Below are 16,129 nucleotides of genomic sequence, written 5' to 3'. Positions count from 1 at the left end.
TTGACCCTAAATGTAGTTAAAGTCTTTACACACTTTGGCGATCGCTTCTTCGAAGATCGCCAACGCTTCTGTCAGTTGCTCGCGAGTGATGATCAGCGGTGGGCTGAGTTGAATCACGTTACCTTGCGATACCTTGAAGCTCACGCCATTGTTGAGGCATTGGTACAGCACAGCTTCCGCTTCGTCATACGCACGCGCTTTGCTTTCGTGGTCAGTGACCAGTTCAATGCCCCACAACATGCCGATGCCACGCACATCACCAATCACTGAGTATTTGGCTTTCATCTCTAACAGCTTTTCACGCATGAACTGGCTTTCGGCTTTGACTTTATCTAGCAAGCAGTCTTGCTCAATGGCTTCCATGGTTGCCAGTGCTGCAGCACAACCGATAGGGCTTTTCTCATGAGTGTAATGACCCATGGAGATTTGCTCGGCAGTGTTGTATTTGTCTTTGGTTACCATGGCTGCGATAGGCACTAAGCCTCCGCCCAAACCTTTACCGATGCAGAGTATATCTGGCTCGATGTCGTAGGCTTGGTAGGTGAACCATTCACCGCTGCGACCCATGCCGTTAGGAATGTCGTCGATGATCAGCATGACATTGTGTTTGTCACAGATTTCACGGATGCGTTTCCAGTAGGCTTTACTTGGCACTTGAACATCCGTGTTGCGAACTGCTTCTGCGATAAACGCGCCCACGCCACCTTCTTTCTCAATCACGTATTCAAGGTAATCGGCGTAATGCACATCGCTGCCGTCCGCGACTGGGAAAGCGCCACGGTAAGACACCGCTGGTGGAATGCGCTCAACACCTGCCATTAATGGTCCCATGCCTTGACGGAAACACGCTTCACCACCCACTGAGATGGCATCCAGCGATGCGCCGTGGAAGGAGTCCCACAGCGACACCACCTTGTAGTTGCCCGTGATATGGCGCGCTAGTTTAAGTGCCATGCCTACCGCTGATGTGCCGCCCGGAGCAAACAACACTCGATTCAATTCGCCGCCACAGATTTGTGTAAGTTTTTCGGCACATTCAATCGCGGTTTCATTGGTAAAACGACGTGGTGAAAACGGCAGTTTGGCAATTTGCTCTTGCACACGTTTAATCACATGCGGATGACCGTAGCCCAGCTGATGGACGTTGTTGCCATGGAAGTCCATGTACTTTTTGCCTGTAGCATCTTGGATGTAGATGCCTTCCGCTGCTTCCAAGGTATCTAAGCAAGGCGTCGACATGGCTTGATGAAGAAAGACCTCGGAATCGCGCTTCAATAATGCTTGCGTGCGTTCGTCGTCCATCGATGCATTCCAAGCTTGGCGTGCTGGCGTTGTGTTGACATCGCCTTCGCTGCGAAAATGAGTCGGTTTGATATTCTGAGTCATAACGCTCTCTCAATCAGAAGGCTGCTTTACGCAACTTGCCAGTACATGGCTTTTTCAATCGCACCGATTAAGCGCTCGATATCTGCTGGGTAAACTTCACCAATGTTGCCGATACGGAAGCAATCTGCGTTCGATACCTTACCCGGATAAATCACGAAACCTTGCTCTTTCAAACGCGTGTAGAACGCTTTGAACTGGTAATCACTGTGAGTCGGAGAGTAGAAAGAAGTGATGATTGGCGAGTGAAGGTCATCACTCAGTAGCGGTTCGAAACCAAGAGAGCGCATACCTACAACCAGTGTTTTCTGGTTAGTTTGGTAACGGTTATGACGCGCTTCAATGCCGCCTTCTTGTTCGAGTTCTAACAATGCTTGGTAGAAAGCGCGAACCGTGTGCGTAGGGGACGTGAAACGCCATTTGCCGTGGTTCACTTCCATGCAGTGCCATTGGTCGTAAAGATCAAGGCTCAAAGAACGTGCCTGACCTTGGCACTTTTCGAGCTCAGTTTGTTTCGCAATCACAAAGCCAAAGCCCGGCACGCCTTGGATACATTTGTTAGCAGAGCTGATCATAAAATCGATGCCTAGCTCTGCGATATCGATAGGAATGCCACCAAAGCTCGACATGGCATCGAGAATAACCACTTTACCGTGCGCTTTTGCAGCAGAAGAAAATGCCTCAATTGGGTTAAGCATGCCAGTGGTTGTCTCACAGTGAACAATCGCCACGTGTGTGATAGCAGGATCCGATGCCAATGCAGTTTCCACCTCGTTCAAGTGTGGCGGTGATGTTTCGCCTGGGGAAACTACATGGCATGGAATATTTAGGTAATCAGCGATCTGAGCGATGCGTGCACCATACGCACCGTTGTCGACAACCAACAACTTTCCATCTTTGCCAATGGCACTGCCAATCGTTGCTTCTACCGATGCGGTACCGCTGCCTTGCATTAACACGCTGGTGTAGCCGCTATGCTTTGTTGCCAGTTTTACAAGCTTAGTGCGGATCACTTCGACAATGTCTTTGTTGTATTCATCATCCCAAGTACACCAGTCTTTCAGCATGGCTTCGCGTACCGTTTCAGAAGTAGATAGAGGACCTGGAGTCAGTAGTAGGTATTCGTTTTTCATCTCGATTTCCATCAGAATAATTTAATTGGTCTACACCAGAAATTAAGCTCACTCTAACAAGGATGAAAAAGGGTCGTAAATAGCCATTCAGTGAATTTCATAAAACTTTCATATCCAAAATTTCACCGATCAGTTGGTCGCCTATTTATCGATAATTTTCTCAAAACTGCCATTTAATGGTCATGATTTCGTCACAAAGGCTCAGTAGGGTGTATACCGTCAACTGGTACAGACCAAATGAAAACTTAGCCAAATTAACTGGAGAAAATGATGAAAAACCGTTTGATGAAAGGATCGCTGGCTGCGCTTGTCTCTCTGCTTGTTACCAATGCAATGGCTGCACAGGAAGTGACGGTTTACACCGCTTTCGAAACTGACATTCTTGCTAAATACAAGTCTGCGTTTGAGAAAGACAACCCAGATATCAAGATTAAGTGGGTTCGTGATTCAACAGGTATCATGACGGCGAAATTGCTGGCAGAAAAGAACAACCCTCAAGCGGAAGTGGTTTGGGGTCTTGCTGGCTCGTCAATGGCATTGCTTAAAGATGAAGGTCTTCTTAAGCCTTACACACCAAAAGGTTTGGAAGAGCTGCATGCGAACCTAAACGACCCTCAATCAAACCAAGCTTGGTTTGGGAATGATGCGTTCTTTAACGCAGTTTGTTTCAACGAAGCGGTAGCGAAACAACTTAACCTACCGAAACCAACGTCTTGGGAAGACCTAACGAAGCCGGTTTACAAAGGTCACATTGCAATGCCGAACCCAGCGTCTTCAGGCACTGGCTACATGCAGGTGTCTGCTTGGCTACAAAACATGGGTGAAGATCAGGCATGGAACTACATGCGTGACCTAGACAAAAACATTGCACACTACACGCACTCTGGCTCAAAGCCATGCGTTCAAGCAGGCATGGGCGAAGTGGCTATCGGTATTTCGATGGCAAGTCGCGGCGCGAAGCTGAAAACACAAGGTGCACCACTTGCGGTTATCACACCTAAAGGTATCGGCTGGGAATCAGAAGCCGTTGGCCTAGTAAAAGAGTCTGATGTAGCCAAGCGTGTTGTCGACTGGTCAATCTCTAAAGCAGCAAATGAGCTTTACGTAGAAATGTACCCAGTGGTTGCACATAAAGAAGTGAAAGCGACCGTATCTAACTTCCCGAACGTTCAAGAGAACATGGCGAAGATGGACTTCGCGCAAATGGGCAGCAAGCGTGCAGAAATCTTAGCGACATGGTCTGAGAAATTTGACGCGAAATCAGAGCCAAAATCATAAGGGTTACGACAAATCCGATTGTCAAAAGGAGAGCGGTTGCTCTCCTTTTTTGCATCTTGCGAAAAGTAGAGGCACATTAGTGGCCGGATACTCAGGTAGAAAAGAGGAAGTGAATGGAAATCCAACGTATTAATGCGGAGCAGACACTGCCGCTTCGACAGCAGGTTTTATGGCCAAGCAAAAGCATTGAGTTTTGCAAGGTTGATGAAGATGAAACTGGCTATCATTACGGGAGTTATGTGAACGGAGAGATGGTGGGTGTGGCGTCAGTCTTCTTCAACAATGGCGCAGCAAGACTAAGGAAGTTTGCGGTATCTTCAAGTCAACAAGGTAAAGGGATCGGCTCTCGAATGTTGGAGACGATGATTGATGATGCTAAAGCGTTGAACGCAGAGGTATTCTGGTGCGATGCGCGTGAGTCGGCATTGAAAATTTATCAGAAGTTTGGATTACAGAAGGAGGGCGAGCGCTTTTATAAATCAGACATTCCGTATTTCAAGATGAGTTTAGATTTAAGAGTTTAATATCGAGGGCATTCATCTATTTGTCATCTTCTGGCTATAAATTTGTCATTGGAACGTAACACATAAAAACTAAAATTGGTATATACCATTTGGAGTGTGTGTTATGTCAATTAACCAACCTTATCTGAACATTAAAAATGTAGTGAAACAATTCGGACAGTTCACTGCATTAAAGCAAATCTCACTGGCGATCGAAAAAGGTGAGTTCGTTTGTTTTTTAGGCCCTTCTGGCTGCGGTAAAACTACGTTATTACGTGCAATTGCAGGTTTAGATCTACCTACTTCTGGCGCGATTTTTCAAAACGGCCAAGAGACCACATTTCTACCACCAGAAAAGCGTGATTTCGGCATTGTGTTTCAGTCTTACGCGCTGTTTCCAAACCTCACCGTACAAGAGAACATTGCGGTGGGTTTGAAAAACCAAGGTATGTCAACCAAAGATGCGCTGGAGAAAGTAGAGCAGTGGCTCGAAACGATAGGCTTACCAACCTCAGGGCTGAAGTTTCCTAACCAGTTGTCGGGCGGTCAGCAACAACGTGTGGCGTTAGCGCGAGCGCTTGCTTTATCTCCGGGACTGCTTCTTCTGGATGAACCTTTATCTGCGTTGGATGCGAAAGTACGTGTTCACTTACGTGATGAAATTTGTAAGCTGCAACGCAAGCTGGGCATCACTACCATTATGGTTACGCACGATCAGGATGAGGCTCTTTCGATGGCAGATCGAATTGTGGTGATGAACCATGGCGTAATTGAGCAAGTCGGCACGCCTCAAGAAATCTACCAACAACCGGCAACGCGCTTTGTGGCCGAGTTTGTCGGCAGCATGAATTTTATCGAGACATCTGTCGTGACCGAATCTCAGGTGCGTATTGCGGAGACTCTACTGCCAGCACCAAGTTTAACCAATCGTAAGATTCAACGTGGTGATCGCTTTGATTTGGCGGTGCGTCCCGAGAACATCAAGTTTGTCGAAAACTACCGCAACTCGCTGCCTGTACGCATTACCGCTACCGAGTTTTTGGGCGCATTTTTCCGCGTGGATTGTGAGCTACAAAACGACAGCCAAGCGAAACCAATCGTTGTTGATGTGCCAGTCGAGACGGTGCAAAACCTCAATATTTGCATTGGTGATGTGCGTTACATCCAGTTCTTAGAAAGTGGCTTGCACGGCTATGTAATCCCTTCTCAGGGGAATGCGTTTACAAAAGCGTTGGCGGCATAGGTGCAACATGGATGCGAAGACAATGACGATGAATAGCCTGACGACTCAAGACAAAGCGAAATCAATGATGGGACGCATTAGCCGCGACAACCTCGTGCTGTTTGGTTTGTTGGCGGGTCTTTCCACGATGATGATCTTGTTCATCTTGATGCCATTGTGGGCGATGCTGGCCAAAAGCGTACAAAACAGCGATGGCGAGTTTGTTGGGCTAGCCAACTTTGCAACTTATTTTTCTTCTTCAAGTTTGTGGGTTTCCGTTGGTAATACGTTTAGTTTGGGACTCGTTGTAACGACGGTGGTCGGTATTCTGGCCTTTGGTTACGCTTACGCACTCACGCGTTCATGCATGCCATTTAAAGGTCTATTTCACATCTTAGGTACCGCGCCAATCCTTGCTCCCTCACTTTTGCCTGCGATCAGCTTGATCTTCCTCTTTGGCAATCAAGGGGTTGCGAAAGAGCTACTTGGTGGTCACTCAGTGTATGGTGTGATTGGTATTTCAATGGGTTTGATCTTTTGGACCTTTCCTCATGCTCTGATGATTTTGACCACTTCGCTGCGTACTTCCGATGCCCGTTTGTATGAGGCCGCTCGTGCTCTAAAAACCTCACCGATGAAGACCTTTTTTATGGTGACGTTACCTGCGGCGAAATACGGTTTGATCAGCACTCTGATTGTCGTATTCACGTTGGTGATCACCGATTTTGGTGTGCCGAAAGTCATTGGCGGAAGCTATAACGTTCTGGCGACCGACATCTTCAAACAAGTGGTGGGCCAGCAAAACTTTGCCATGGGTGCAGTGACCAGCATCATGCTGTTATTTCCTGCGGTAATGGCGTTTGGTGCGGATCGTTGGGTGCAGAAAAAACAAAAGAGCTTATTCGACACGCGCTCGGTGCCTTATCAGCCAGAGCCTAACAAAGCGCGCGACAGCATTTGTTTGGTTTACTGCAGCATCATTTCTATCGCAGTGTTGGCGGTGCTTGGTATGGCGGTGTATGGCTCATTAGTGACGTTCTGGCCTTGGAATAAAGCGCTGACGCTGAACAATTACAACTTCGCAGAGATGAGTACCTATGGCTGGAGCCCATTCTTCAACTCGTTAACGCTGGCAGGTTGGACTGCGCTGATTGGTACCGCTGTGATTTTCGTCGGTGCCTACTGTATTGAAAAAGGTCGTGCGTTTGGGCCAGTTCGTCAGGCGATGCAAATGCTGAGCGTGGTGCCGATGGCGGTGCCGGGCATGGTTTTGGGTTTGGGATACATCTTTTACTTCAATGATGTGAACAACCCATTGAATGTGCTTTACGGTACGATGACGTTTCTGGTGATTAACACCGTAGTGCACTATTACACAGTCGGCCACATGACAGCGTTAACCGCTCTCAAGCAACTGCCTTCAGAGATAGAAGCGACGGCAGCATCGGTCAAGCTGCCTCAGTATAAGTTGTTTTTCAAAGTGACCTTACCGGTTTGTATGCCTGCTGTTTTAGACATCGCAACCTACTTGTTTGTTAATGCATTGACCACCACTTCTGCGGTAGTATTCCTGTACTCAACCGATACGATTCCTGCTTCGGTATCGATTCTAAACATGGACGATGCAGGCCAAACGGGCGCAGCTGCTGCGATGGCCGTGATGATCATGATTGCAGCCGCGATTGCGAAGATCGTGCAGATGACGTTGGGGAAGTGGTTAGAAAGTCGCACTCAGGCTTGGCGTAAAAGATAAGGACACCTCGTGCAGTACGTAAAAATTAAAGATTCGATTGTTGAACAGATTGAAGCGGGCATGCTATCACCGCGTCAGAAATTGCCTGCGGAGCGCAAGTTGGCGGAGTCGTTCGACACAACCCGAGTTACGTTGCGCGAAGCGTTGTCGTTATTGGAAGCCGAAGGGCGAATTTATCGTGAAGATCGCAGAGGCTGGTTTATTTCACCTGAGCCACTACGCTACGACCCTACTCAGACACTTAATTTTCCGAACATGGCGAAAGCGCAAAATCGCGTGCCAAAAACGGAGCTGATTGCGGCAAAGGGTACTTTAGCTAACAAGCAGTCTGCGCGCTTGTTACAACTGCAGCCGTTCTCTGATGTTTTTCGTGTCGACCGCGTTCGATATTTGGAAGACAGACCTGTGGTGTATGTGACCAACTATATTCGTCCAGAGATCTTCCCCAATTTATTGAGCTTTGATTTGACCAACTCGCTGACCGACATTTATCGCGAGCACTTTGGTGTGGTGTATCAGAAGACGCGTTACCGTATTTCTACCAGTACTTTGCTTGGTGAAGTCGCGCAAGCGTTGCGAGCAACATCGGGCACTCCGGCAATGGTTGTTGAACGCACTAACTATAACCAACATGGCGAGTTGATTGACTGCGATATTGAATACTGGCGTCACGATGCCATCAGTATTGAGTCGGTAGCAGAGCTCAATCACTAATGTTCGCATTTTCATATTCAAAGGCTCCATCTCGGAGCCTTTGTTTTATCTAAACAGGAAAACAAATGGATTTTTTGGCAATCGCACTCGTTGTATTTTCTGCGGTTTTGCATGCAGGCTGGAATATCTTGGGTAAAAGCCATTCCGGATCAGGCATGGCATTCACGATGGCTGCAAGCCTGTCTGCTTGTGGAGTGCTTACCCCATATCTGATTTGGTATTTAATCACGCTCGGTTGGACTTCGTTGCCAGTTGAGTTTTGGGGAATGCTGGCTTTTAGTGGAATAGCGCAAATTGTGTATCTCGTCGGTTTGATCATGGCGTATAAACATGCCGATGTTGGTGTGATTTACCCCATTGCACGCGCTTTGCCGGTCATGATGGTGGGAGGGTTCAGTGTTGCACTCGGCCATGCGCTTTCATCTCAACAGTGGCTTGGTTTTGTGTTGATCACCTTTGGCTGCATTTTGGTTCCGTTGACTCATGTTCGCCAAGTTTCTTTGGTGGCGTATCTAAATGTAGGCGTGTTTTGGGCGTTGATCGCGGCAATTGGCACGACAGGTTACTCTGTGGTGGACAAAGAGGCATTAACGTTACTGACTCAGCAAGCATCAACTATTTTCAGCGATCAATACAGCGCGATCTTCTATCTTGGTGCGCAGTTTTGGGCGATGGGCTTACCCGTTTTACTTTGGTGTCTGCTCACCGGAAATGATCAAGAGTTGCAAGCGGCTTGGCGAATCCGAAAAAGTGCAAGTATGGCTGGCATTATGATGGCATCGACTTATGGATTGGTTCTGTTTGCGATGACGATGACAGACAACGTGAGCTTAGTTGTCGCGCTGCGCCAGATCAGTATCGTATTTGGTTTATTGATGGGCATTTGGTTGCTTGCGGAAAAATGGTATCTCACCCGAGGTATCGGTGTGGCTTTCATCCTGGCAGGCATTGTGTTGTCTTTAGAAGGTGCTTGAAGCACATAAACTAAAGGCACCGGAATTCAGGTGCCTTAGAAAAGAGGGATGAGTTAGAAACGCATTTGTGCGCCAAACATCACGCCACCAGAATCAAAATCGCTGTTTTTGGCGTAATTGTATTCTAAGTTCAAACCAAAGTGTTTATAGCCCCAAGCGACACCTGCTGCGGCTTCTCCGCCAAGGCTAGACTCGTCATATTCTTTATTCTGGCCATTGTTTTTAAGCGTGTAACTTAACGTGTAGTAAGTGATACCGCCTTTACCGTAAAGCTCAAAACCAGCACCCAAAGGGTAGCTTACGTAACCGCTGATTCGCGGACCGCCATAACTCACGTCGGTGATTTCTGATATTGGGCTAATGAGTACAGAACCAATGCCGTTAAACGCGCCTTTGTAACCTGCTTCAAGGCCGAAGTTTTGGTCGAACATGTAACGGTAATACACATCCCCTAAGAACATGTCGCCGTCATCATGGCCATTATTGACGTCGTAACTAACGTCACCATAGCCTAAATTCGCCCCCACAATGTGTTTGGTTGGCTCGGCATAAGCGGTGACAGAAAGTGCAGACAACAAGCATGTTACGGCGTATTTGTAAGACATAAGGACTCCGAATAGTAAACGAATAAACAAGATGTCGCGTGATACGCTGGATTAACGCAGACGCGTCGCAAACTCAGCTTTGGTGTTGTCTAGCCACTCATAACGACGGCGGTACATCGAGCGTTTAGAGCGAGACATTCCCTCAGTATCGCGGCGCGTATCATTCACTTTTAATGCGTAGAAATGGCGGTTGTATTCAATGCCTCCCAACTCTTGCCATAGTGCGTCGTAGTCAGTTTTGATGCGTCCTTTACTGTAACGTCGTGCTGCATATGTGTGAGATTGCGTTTTTACGGCGAGTATGGTGTTTACTTCCCAGACTTGAGCGATGAGTGTTAGCAAACTCACCATCAAGCTTTTTGGTCGCTGACCGTACAGTTTTCGAGTCAGTTTTTTGATTTTTGCGTTGTTTTCTTCACTGCTTCGAGGGCCTTGTAGGCCACCTATCATAATGCAGCGCCCAGTGTCTACATGACCAACGGTAAACGAAAGTGTGTAGAAGTTGCCGTCTTCAGCGCTGTGCAGCACAAGACTCATGTCGCCTTCTTTTTGGTAACGTGCTTCGTAAACCAATCGAACCGAATACTCGATGTCATCGATTTCAAATGAGGTCAGTGTTAAGCCTTTTGAATCGGTGTAAATCTCGGCAATGGTCTCTTTAGAAAGCAGTTCTGAAATCGTTTTGTAGTGATCAACCACCAAGTTGGAGCGATCAAAAGCGGAGTTATTCTTAATGATGTACGGGCGAAACGGTTTTTCTAGGAATCGGTGTGTACGCGTACAAAGCATGTCTAACAAAGACGATTCAATGTTGTTCGCAAGGTGTTTGAATGCTCGTTTGTAGTAAAGCGCACGCATGATGAACTTCATTCTATACACCCAAATAGGGTTATAGGTGTCGGCGTACTCATCAGCATAGATCACTTTGGTATGATCAAAAATGGATTTATTTGCAGTCATTTTCACTCCCGACTCACTTAAGAGCTTGTCTTAACTGGGGTTCTGTTTTAACAGCACGAGAAATAACAGCGAGGAACACGAAAATGGAGAGATGCACTAGGCATAAATAGGAGGTGTGTTCTTGCTGATTCCAACGTACTCAAAATTAATTTTGAACAGTGTTCGTTTGTTCGGAATTCTAAGAGAAAAACCGCGGCAGGTATTGTATGAGTGAGTAAGGAAGTGTCAGGACACTTTGCCGCGTGGCGTCATTTTTTCTTACGCGCAGCGATAGTTTTTCTTGCTCGTTGAAACTGCGCATCGTTTGTACAGTGAGTTTCTCGAAAACAAGTTCATGAATGACACGAAGGAAAAACAATGGCACACCTATCTTACTGGTTTAAGCAAGCGCTTGAACTTGAACAGCCTCAACCAGCTAAGCCACTGAATGAAGATATCGACGCTGATGTCGCGATTATTGGCGGTGGTTACACCGGACTTTGGACCGCCATTATGATCAAACAGCAAGCACCGAAAAAGCATGTTGTTGTGATAGAAAAGGGGCTGTGCGGTAGTGGCGCGTCTGGAGCGAATGGTGGTTGCATGCTGACTTGGTCGACAAAGTTTCCGACCTTAAAACGTTTGTTTGGTGAAGCTCAGGCTGCTTGGTTAGTCAAAGAGTCCGAACAAGCCGTGCTTGAAATTGACGCGTTTTGTAAACAGCACCATATTGATGCTCAGTTGTCGCTTGAAGGCGTGTATTACACGGCAACAAATCACGCGCAAGCGGGCTGCATGCAACCTGTCGTCGATGAGCTTTCACGTTTAGGCGTCAATAGTTGGCGTCGCTGCAAAGAAGATGAGCTGCACGCAAATACAGGCTCCCCCCGTCATCTTGAAGGTTTCCATTCTTCGGTTGCTGCTAGCGTCCAACCCGCGATGTTGGCTAGAGGTTTGCGCCGAGTTGCATCAGAAATGGGGATCGAAATCTTCGAAAACACACCAATGACCAAATTGGATTTTGGCCAACCAGCTACCGTGAGCACTCCTGACGCACAAATAAAAGCAAAGCAGGTCGTGCTGGCATTAAACGCATGGATGGTGGAGCACTTTACGCAGTTCAAAAACAGTATCGTGGTGGTTTCTTCCGACATGGTCATTACCAAACCGCTTGGTGAGTCGTTACGAAAAACGGGCTGGCAAGCGGGAACGAGCGTGTTGGATTCGCGTATTTTTGTTCATTACTACCGCGATACGCCAGATGGTCGCCTCATGTTAGGCAAGGGAGGCAATCAGTTCTCTTTCAACAACCAAGTGGACGTGATGTTCAATAAACCAACTCGTTATCAAAATCTTCTAAGGAAGTCATTCGATAAACTTTTCCCGAGTTTGAAAGAGGCGGAGTTTGAATACTCATGGACAGGAGGATCCGATCGTTCAACCTCCGGCTTTCCATTTTTTGGGAAGTTGAACGAGCAACGTAATGTCTTTTATGGTTTTGGTTATTCAGGTAATGGTGTTGCGCAGACTCGCATGGGCGGAAAAATCCTCTCTTCTATGGTGTTAGGGTTGGATAACGAATGGACTCGAAGTGGCTTAGCCAAAGGACCATTGGGGCATTTCCCTCCAGAGCCGTTTCGCTGGATTGGCGCAATGACAGTGCGTAATGCGGTACGCCGAAAAGAAGAGGCAGAAGATTGTGGTCAAAAACCATTTATCTGGGATAAGTGGCTGGAAAAACTTGCAGGACCAGCAGGCAAAGCGGATAAGCTCGACTAAACTGAAGACTTTAGCCACAAACGAGACAGTTTGCAGTGAAAGTCGTTGGGGCGGGCTTTCGCCTTGTGTTAGCCTCTCTCTTTCAAGCTCAGATTCAAAAGGTGAGTAACAGAATGAAAATATTCAGCAACTTCGACAGCGGTAGCATCCATGTCGTTAAAGCGGATGATAAAAATGACATCCAACTGAAAATCCCTAACGACAACATGTCGGAATTCTACCAATGGTTCCACTTCCGCTTAGAAACTGAAGCAGAGCAGTCTCACACCATCAAACTGCTCGATCTAGCGAAGTCAGCATACCCTGAAGGTTGGCAAGGTTACGACGTTGTTGTGTCTTATGACCGTGAAGAATGGTTCCGTATTCCCGCTGAATTTGATGGTGACACATTAACGTTTACTGTGATCCCAGAGCGCAGCTCTATCTATTTCGCATACTTTGCACCGTACACTTATGATCGCCATCTCGATCTACTGCACATGGCGCAAAGCGCGCACCACTGCAAGCTAGATACACTGGGTCATACCCTAGATGGTAACGACATGAGCCTACTGACTTTTGGTGAGCCAGAAGAAGGCAAAAAGAAAATCTGGATGATCGCGCGTCAGCATCCGGGCGAAACCATGGCCGAGTGGTTTATGGAAGGTATGATTCAGCGTCTGCTGGATGAAAACGATACGGTTGCCCGTGCATTACTTGAGAAAGCAGTGCTTTACGTTGTACCTAACATGAACCCAGATGGTGGTATTCGTGGTCACCTACGCACGAATGCGGTTGGTGTAAACCTAAACCGTGAATGGCAAACGCCTTCAATGGAGAAAAGCCCAGAGGTGTTCCTTGTTCGTGAACGCATGCTCGAAACGGGCGCGGATATGTTCTTAGATGTTCATGGTGATGAAGCGATCCCATACAACTTTGTTGCAGGCTCTGAGGGCATCCCATCGTACGATGAAAACTTAGCGGCGCTGGAAAATGCATTCAAACAAGCACTGTTGACTATTACGCCAGAGTTCCAAGATGAAATTGGCTACGACAAAGACGAACCAGGCAAGGCAAACCTGACGGTTGGTTCAAACTGGGTTGCCGAGCAATTTAAGTGCTTATCGTACACAATTGAGATGCCATTCAAAGACAATAACAACCACCCTGATCCGTTGTACGGTTGGTCTCCTGAGCGCAGCGTGATGTTTGGGCAAGATGTGCTTGCAGCAACACTTGCGGTGACCGACAAAATTTAAATGCAATAGTTCCACAGCATTGATTCATTACCGAACAGCTCATCTTTGATGGGCTGTTTTCTTTCCTGTTATTCGCATTTTTTATTGTAAAAATTAGTTGCCATTCATCCATTTACTGAGTTCTTCTCAAGTTTGAGAAATTGCAAAAATAGGGTGATTTGCATCACAGAAAAGTGCTAAGAGTGTGATATTCTCCGCAACGAATTGACTATGGCTAAACCAATGTCGTTGGATTTTCTCCTCAAATGAGAGCCCACGTTTAGATAATTAACGTGTGATCGAGAGGTGGTGGTATCCGTGTTACATCATTGGCGTTCGAATATCATTTTTTGATTCCTTCCTACGAAATTTAGCTGTTTCTATTCAACTAAAAAGAGAAAGTTGCGGCTTCACATGATAAGCAGCGACTTGCTTAATTTGTGTTGCTTTGTGTACAAGAAAAAGGAAAAAAATAATGAAAAAAATCGCTATTGCAGTGGCTACTGTACTTGCTGGTGGTGTGATCTCTAACGTTGCACTTGCTGACACTTACATTGGCGGTAAAGTAGGTTACAACTCTCTAAATGATGCATGTTACCTAAACGAACCTTGTGACGACGACAGCTTTGCAGCTGGTATGCACATTGGTTACAACTTCAACGAATACGTTGCTGCAGAATACGGTGTTGATTACCTAGGTGATTTCACGGCTAACTTCAAAAAGCCGGGTTTAAACACAGTTGATGGTGACCTTTGGGCTTTGACTCTAGCTCCTAAATTCAACCTACCTCTAACAGATTCTTGGAACCTGTTCGCTAAAGTAGGTGCGGCATACATGATGGCTGGTGACGAGAAAGACTTCGTTCCAACTGGCTCTCTAGGTGCTGAGTACAAAATCAACTACAACTGGAGCCTACGTGCTGAATACCAACGTTACCAAGACATGTCTGACGACATCATTGATGACATGGATTCTGACTTCTTCGGTATCGGCTTCAACTACAAGTTTGGTTCTGAGCCAGTAGTTCAAGAAGAAGCAGTTGAAGAAGTGGTAGAAACACGTCCATCTACTCGTATCGTTGAGCACGTGTACCCAGCTCAAACAGCAACAGTACAATTCGGCCTAGAAAGCGCAGAAGTGAAAGATGCATCAGCACTTTCTGGTACAGTTGATCTAATGAACACTTACCCACAAGCTAAAGTTGAGATCACTGGTTACAGTGACACAACGGGTTCTGCTCAGTACAACCAACAGCTAACTGAAAAACGTGCTAAAGCGGTTGCTAATGAATTCGAAGCGAAAGGTATCGCTGCTGACCGTATGACAGTTAAAGGCATGGGTGAAGCAAACCCAGTTGCTAGCAACGAAACTCGTCAAGGTCGCGAAGCGAACCGTCGTGTAGAAGTAGTTGTTCCTGCGTTTGAATACCAAACGACTGAACAAGCTCAATAATTTGTTGCTATAGCCAACAAAGCAAAAAGCCAGCGTTTATCGCTGGCTTTTTTGATCTTGTCTTCAACCTTATGCTTGGATGGAACCGAGACGGTTGTTGGGCTGTATATTGAAATGACGGCGGCGGCGTGCGCTTTGCTTGTTGTTCATCATTCTGTCATCACAGATTCATAATATCGATGCTCCGTTTAGTAGGAGAGCATGATGCAAAACCTCCCACCACTTAATGCCCTGAAAGCCTTTGAAGCAACAGCCCGTTTGCGAAGCTTTACAAAAGCTGCAAAAGAGCTAAATGTCACTCGCGCGGCGGTCAGTCAGCAAGTTAAATCGTTGGAACTTCAGTTAAACGCGATACTTTTTGAGCGCAATGGTGCGCAGCTTTTGTTAACACAAGCTGCCCAAGCCTACTTGCCTGTTGTTAGCCAGACTTTGCAGATGCTATCTGTAGCAACTCAACACCTTTTTGCTCGCCAGAAAAATACTCAACTGACGCTTCATGTCGCTCACAGCTTTTGTTCTCAATGGTTAATGCCGCGCTTGGCCGATTTTCATCGTCAGCACCCTGATGTCGTGGTAAAAATTTCAACGACTGCCAACACGGTACCAAATGCTAGCGCCATTGCGGATGTGGAGATCATCAACGGTTATGGAGATTGGCAATCAGAGCTGGCTGTTCAACTTACCCAAGAAAACTGGATAGTGGTGGCGAGCCCTGGTTTTTTAAATCTTAATTCGGTCATTCATCTTACCGATATCGCGCTAGCGCCAAAACTGTGCACGGGCGGATACCATGAATCGTGGCAAGCTTGGCTGCGCTTTCAGGGTTATGAAGGCAAAGTGAGTAAACCTATCGCCGAGTTTGAACATTCCTTACTAGCCATTCAAGCGGCGGTGAATCAGTTAGGCATACTGCTTGTCAGGGACTTTTTAGTGGAGGATGAGCTACAACAAGGACTTTTGGTTCCGATTGGTGGATGGTCCATGCCAAGCGCCAGCGCGCACCATATAGTGGCAAGGGAAAGCGATAAACCGCAAGTTGAGGCTTTTACTCATTGGGTCATGCAAAGTCTATAAGCTTAAAAGTCCTGCATCTTCGAATAAGTGAAAGTGGTTTCCTGCGATTGAGCTAACAAAGTTGGGGGCTTTTTGGTCGGTAGTTAAAACAAGATTCGTTAC

Annotated in this window: 14 protein-coding genes; 10 read left to right on the top strand and 4 right to left on the bottom strand. The window is 46.7% G+C overall.

Features of this window, described 5'->3' with window-relative positions; translation table 11 throughout:
- Nucleotides 1-6 precede the first annotated feature (6 nt).
- A complete protein-coding gene (locus NL646_RS04760; RefSeq protein ID WP_017448007.1) occupies nucleotides 7-1,386 on the bottom strand; it encodes an aspartate aminotransferase family protein in 1,380 nt (459 codons plus the stop codon).
- Between the two features lie 26 nt (nucleotides 1,387-1,412).
- Nucleotides 1,413-2,516, bottom strand: coding sequence for a 2-aminoethylphosphonate--pyruvate transaminase (gene phnW / locus NL646_RS04755; protein WP_017448006.1), 1,104 nt, complete (start codon nucleotides 2,514-2,516; stop codon nucleotides 1,413-1,415).
- 267 nt (nucleotides 2,517-2,783) lie between these two features.
- Here phnW and NL646_RS04750 point away from each other — a divergent pair, with 267 nt between their 5' ends.
- The 6 genes from NL646_RS04750 (at nucleotide 2,784) to NL646_RS04725 (ending at nucleotide 8,960) form a co-directional block, all read left to right on the top strand.
- The gene (locus tag NL646_RS04750) at nucleotides 2,784-3,794 is read left to right on the top strand and encodes a putative 2-aminoethylphosphonate ABC transporter substrate-binding protein (RefSeq protein ID WP_017448005.1); all 1,011 of its coding nucleotides are present in this window, start codon (nucleotides 2,784-2,786) and stop codon (nucleotides 3,792-3,794) included.
- A 113-nt stretch (nucleotides 3,795-3,907) separates the two neighbouring features.
- Nucleotides 3,908-4,318: a GNAT family N-acetyltransferase gene (locus NL646_RS04745; RefSeq protein ID WP_253663909.1), complete on the top strand. Its 411-nt coding sequence runs from the start codon at nucleotides 3,908-3,910 to the stop codon at nucleotides 4,316-4,318.
- A 103-nt stretch (nucleotides 4,319-4,421) separates the two neighbouring features.
- Nucleotides 4,422-5,540 (top strand): putative 2-aminoethylphosphonate ABC transporter ATP-binding protein, encoded by a 1,119-nt coding sequence (locus tag NL646_RS04740; RefSeq protein WP_017448003.1) that lies wholly within the window; start codon nucleotides 4,422-4,424, stop codon nucleotides 5,538-5,540.
- A 7-nt stretch (nucleotides 5,541-5,547) separates the two neighbouring features.
- Nucleotides 5,548-7,272, top strand: coding sequence for a putative 2-aminoethylphosphonate ABC transporter permease subunit (locus NL646_RS04735; protein ID WP_017448002.1), 1,725 nt, complete (start codon nucleotides 5,548-5,550; stop codon nucleotides 7,270-7,272).
- A 9-nt stretch (nucleotides 7,273-7,281) separates the two neighbouring features.
- Entirely contained in the window at nucleotides 7,282-7,986 is a 705-nt protein-coding gene (gene phnR, locus NL646_RS04730) for a phosphonate utilization transcriptional regulator PhnR (protein WP_005463955.1), read from the top strand.
- A 65-nt stretch (nucleotides 7,987-8,051) separates the two neighbouring features.
- Entirely contained in the window at nucleotides 8,052-8,960 is a 909-nt protein-coding gene (locus tag NL646_RS04725; RefSeq protein ID WP_140377130.1) for a multidrug transporter, read from the top strand.
- Between the two features lie 53 nt (nucleotides 8,961-9,013).
- On the opposite strand, the gene NL646_RS04720 is transcribed toward NL646_RS04725, so the two are convergent.
- Nucleotides 9,014-9,565 (bottom strand): outer membrane beta-barrel protein, encoded by a 552-nt coding sequence (locus NL646_RS04720; RefSeq protein ID WP_077282527.1) that lies wholly within the window; start codon nucleotides 9,563-9,565, stop codon nucleotides 9,014-9,016.
- Between the two features lie 51 nt (nucleotides 9,566-9,616).
- Nucleotides 9,617-10,525 carry a VirK/YbjX family protein gene (locus NL646_RS04715; RefSeq protein ID WP_253663908.1) on the bottom strand — a complete coding sequence of 303 codons (909 nt, stop codon included), beginning with the start codon at nucleotides 10,523-10,525 and terminating at the stop codon, nucleotides 9,617-9,619.
- A gap of 357 nt (nucleotides 10,526-10,882) precedes the next feature.
- On the opposite strand from NL646_RS04715, the gene NL646_RS04710 reads away from it, so the two are divergent.
- The 4 genes from NL646_RS04710 to NL646_RS04695 all read left to right on the top strand — a co-directional run bounded on the left by NL646_RS04710 (nucleotide 10,883) and on the right by NL646_RS04695 (nucleotide 16,027).
- Nucleotides 10,883-12,283, top strand: a complete 1,401-nt coding sequence (locus NL646_RS04710; RefSeq protein WP_253663907.1) for an FAD-dependent oxidoreductase — start codon at nucleotides 10,883-10,885, stop codon at nucleotides 12,281-12,283.
- Nucleotides 12,284-12,396: 113 nt separating this feature from the next.
- A complete protein-coding gene (locus NL646_RS04705; RefSeq protein WP_253663906.1) occupies nucleotides 12,397-13,521 on the top strand; it encodes a M14-type cytosolic carboxypeptidase in 1,125 nt (374 codons plus the stop codon).
- A gap of 454 nt (nucleotides 13,522-13,975) precedes the next feature.
- The gene (locus tag NL646_RS04700) at nucleotides 13,976-14,953 is read left to right on the top strand and encodes an OmpA family protein (protein ID WP_015312861.1); all 978 of its coding nucleotides are present in this window, start codon (nucleotides 13,976-13,978) and stop codon (nucleotides 14,951-14,953) included.
- A gap of 204 nt (nucleotides 14,954-15,157) precedes the next feature.
- Nucleotides 15,158-16,027, top strand: coding sequence for a LysR substrate-binding domain-containing protein (locus NL646_RS04695; RefSeq protein WP_180798772.1), 870 nt, complete (start codon nucleotides 15,158-15,160; stop codon nucleotides 16,025-16,027).
- The last annotated feature ends 102 nt before the right edge of the window (nucleotides 16,028-16,129 follow it).

Origin of the sequence: Vibrio sp. Y20_XG_PY13, assembly GCF_024181925.1 — a bacterium.
Taxonomy (GTDB): Bacteria; Pseudomonadota; Gammaproteobacteria; order Enterobacterales; family Vibrionaceae; genus Vibrio; species Vibrio parahaemolyticus.
Note: the sequence above shows the minus strand (reverse complement) of the source record. Positions and strands in the feature narration are given on the sequence as shown.

Bases quoted from the DNA above. Each gene is read 5' to 3' on its own strand.
- NL646_RS04695 (WP_180798772.1), top strand. From the start codon at position 15,158: ATGCAAAACCTCCCACCACTTAATGCCCTGAAAGCCTTTGAAGCAACA.
- NL646_RS04725 (WP_140377130.1), top strand. From the start codon at position 8,052: ATGGATTTTTTGGCAATCGCACTCGTTGTATTTTCTGCGGTTTTGCAT.
- NL646_RS04720 (WP_077282527.1), bottom strand. From the start codon at position 9,565: ATGTCTTACAAATACGCCGTAACATGCTTGTTGTCTGCACTTTCTGTC.
- NL646_RS04745 (WP_253663909.1), top strand. From the start codon at position 3,908: ATGGAAATCCAACGTATTAATGCGGAGCAGACACTGCCGCTTCGACAG.
- phnW (WP_017448006.1), bottom strand. From the start codon at position 2,516: ATGAAAAACGAATACCTACTACTGACTCCAGGTCCTCTATCTACTTCT.
- NL646_RS04750 (WP_017448005.1), top strand. From the start codon at position 2,784: ATGATGAAAAACCGTTTGATGAAAGGATCGCTGGCTGCGCTTGTCTCT.
- NL646_RS04760 (WP_017448007.1), bottom strand. From the start codon at position 1,386: ATGACTCAGAATATCAAACCGACTCATTTTCGCAGCGAAGGCGATGTC.
- NL646_RS04700 (WP_015312861.1), top strand. From the start codon at position 13,976: ATGAAAAAAATCGCTATTGCAGTGGCTACTGTACTTGCTGGTGGTGTG.
- NL646_RS04705 (WP_253663906.1), top strand. From the start codon at position 12,397: ATGAAAATATTCAGCAACTTCGACAGCGGTAGCATCCATGTCGTTAAA.
- NL646_RS04710 (WP_253663907.1), top strand. From the start codon at position 10,883: ATGGCACACCTATCTTACTGGTTTAAGCAAGCGCTTGAACTTGAACAG.
- NL646_RS04715 (WP_253663908.1), bottom strand. From the start codon at position 10,525: ATGACTGCAAATAAATCCATTTTTGATCATACCAAAGTGATCTATGCT.
- NL646_RS04735 (WP_017448002.1), top strand. From the start codon at position 5,548: ATGGATGCGAAGACAATGACGATGAATAGCCTGACGACTCAAGACAAA.
- NL646_RS04740 (WP_017448003.1), top strand. From the start codon at position 4,422: ATGTCAATTAACCAACCTTATCTGAACATTAAAAATGTAGTGAAACAA.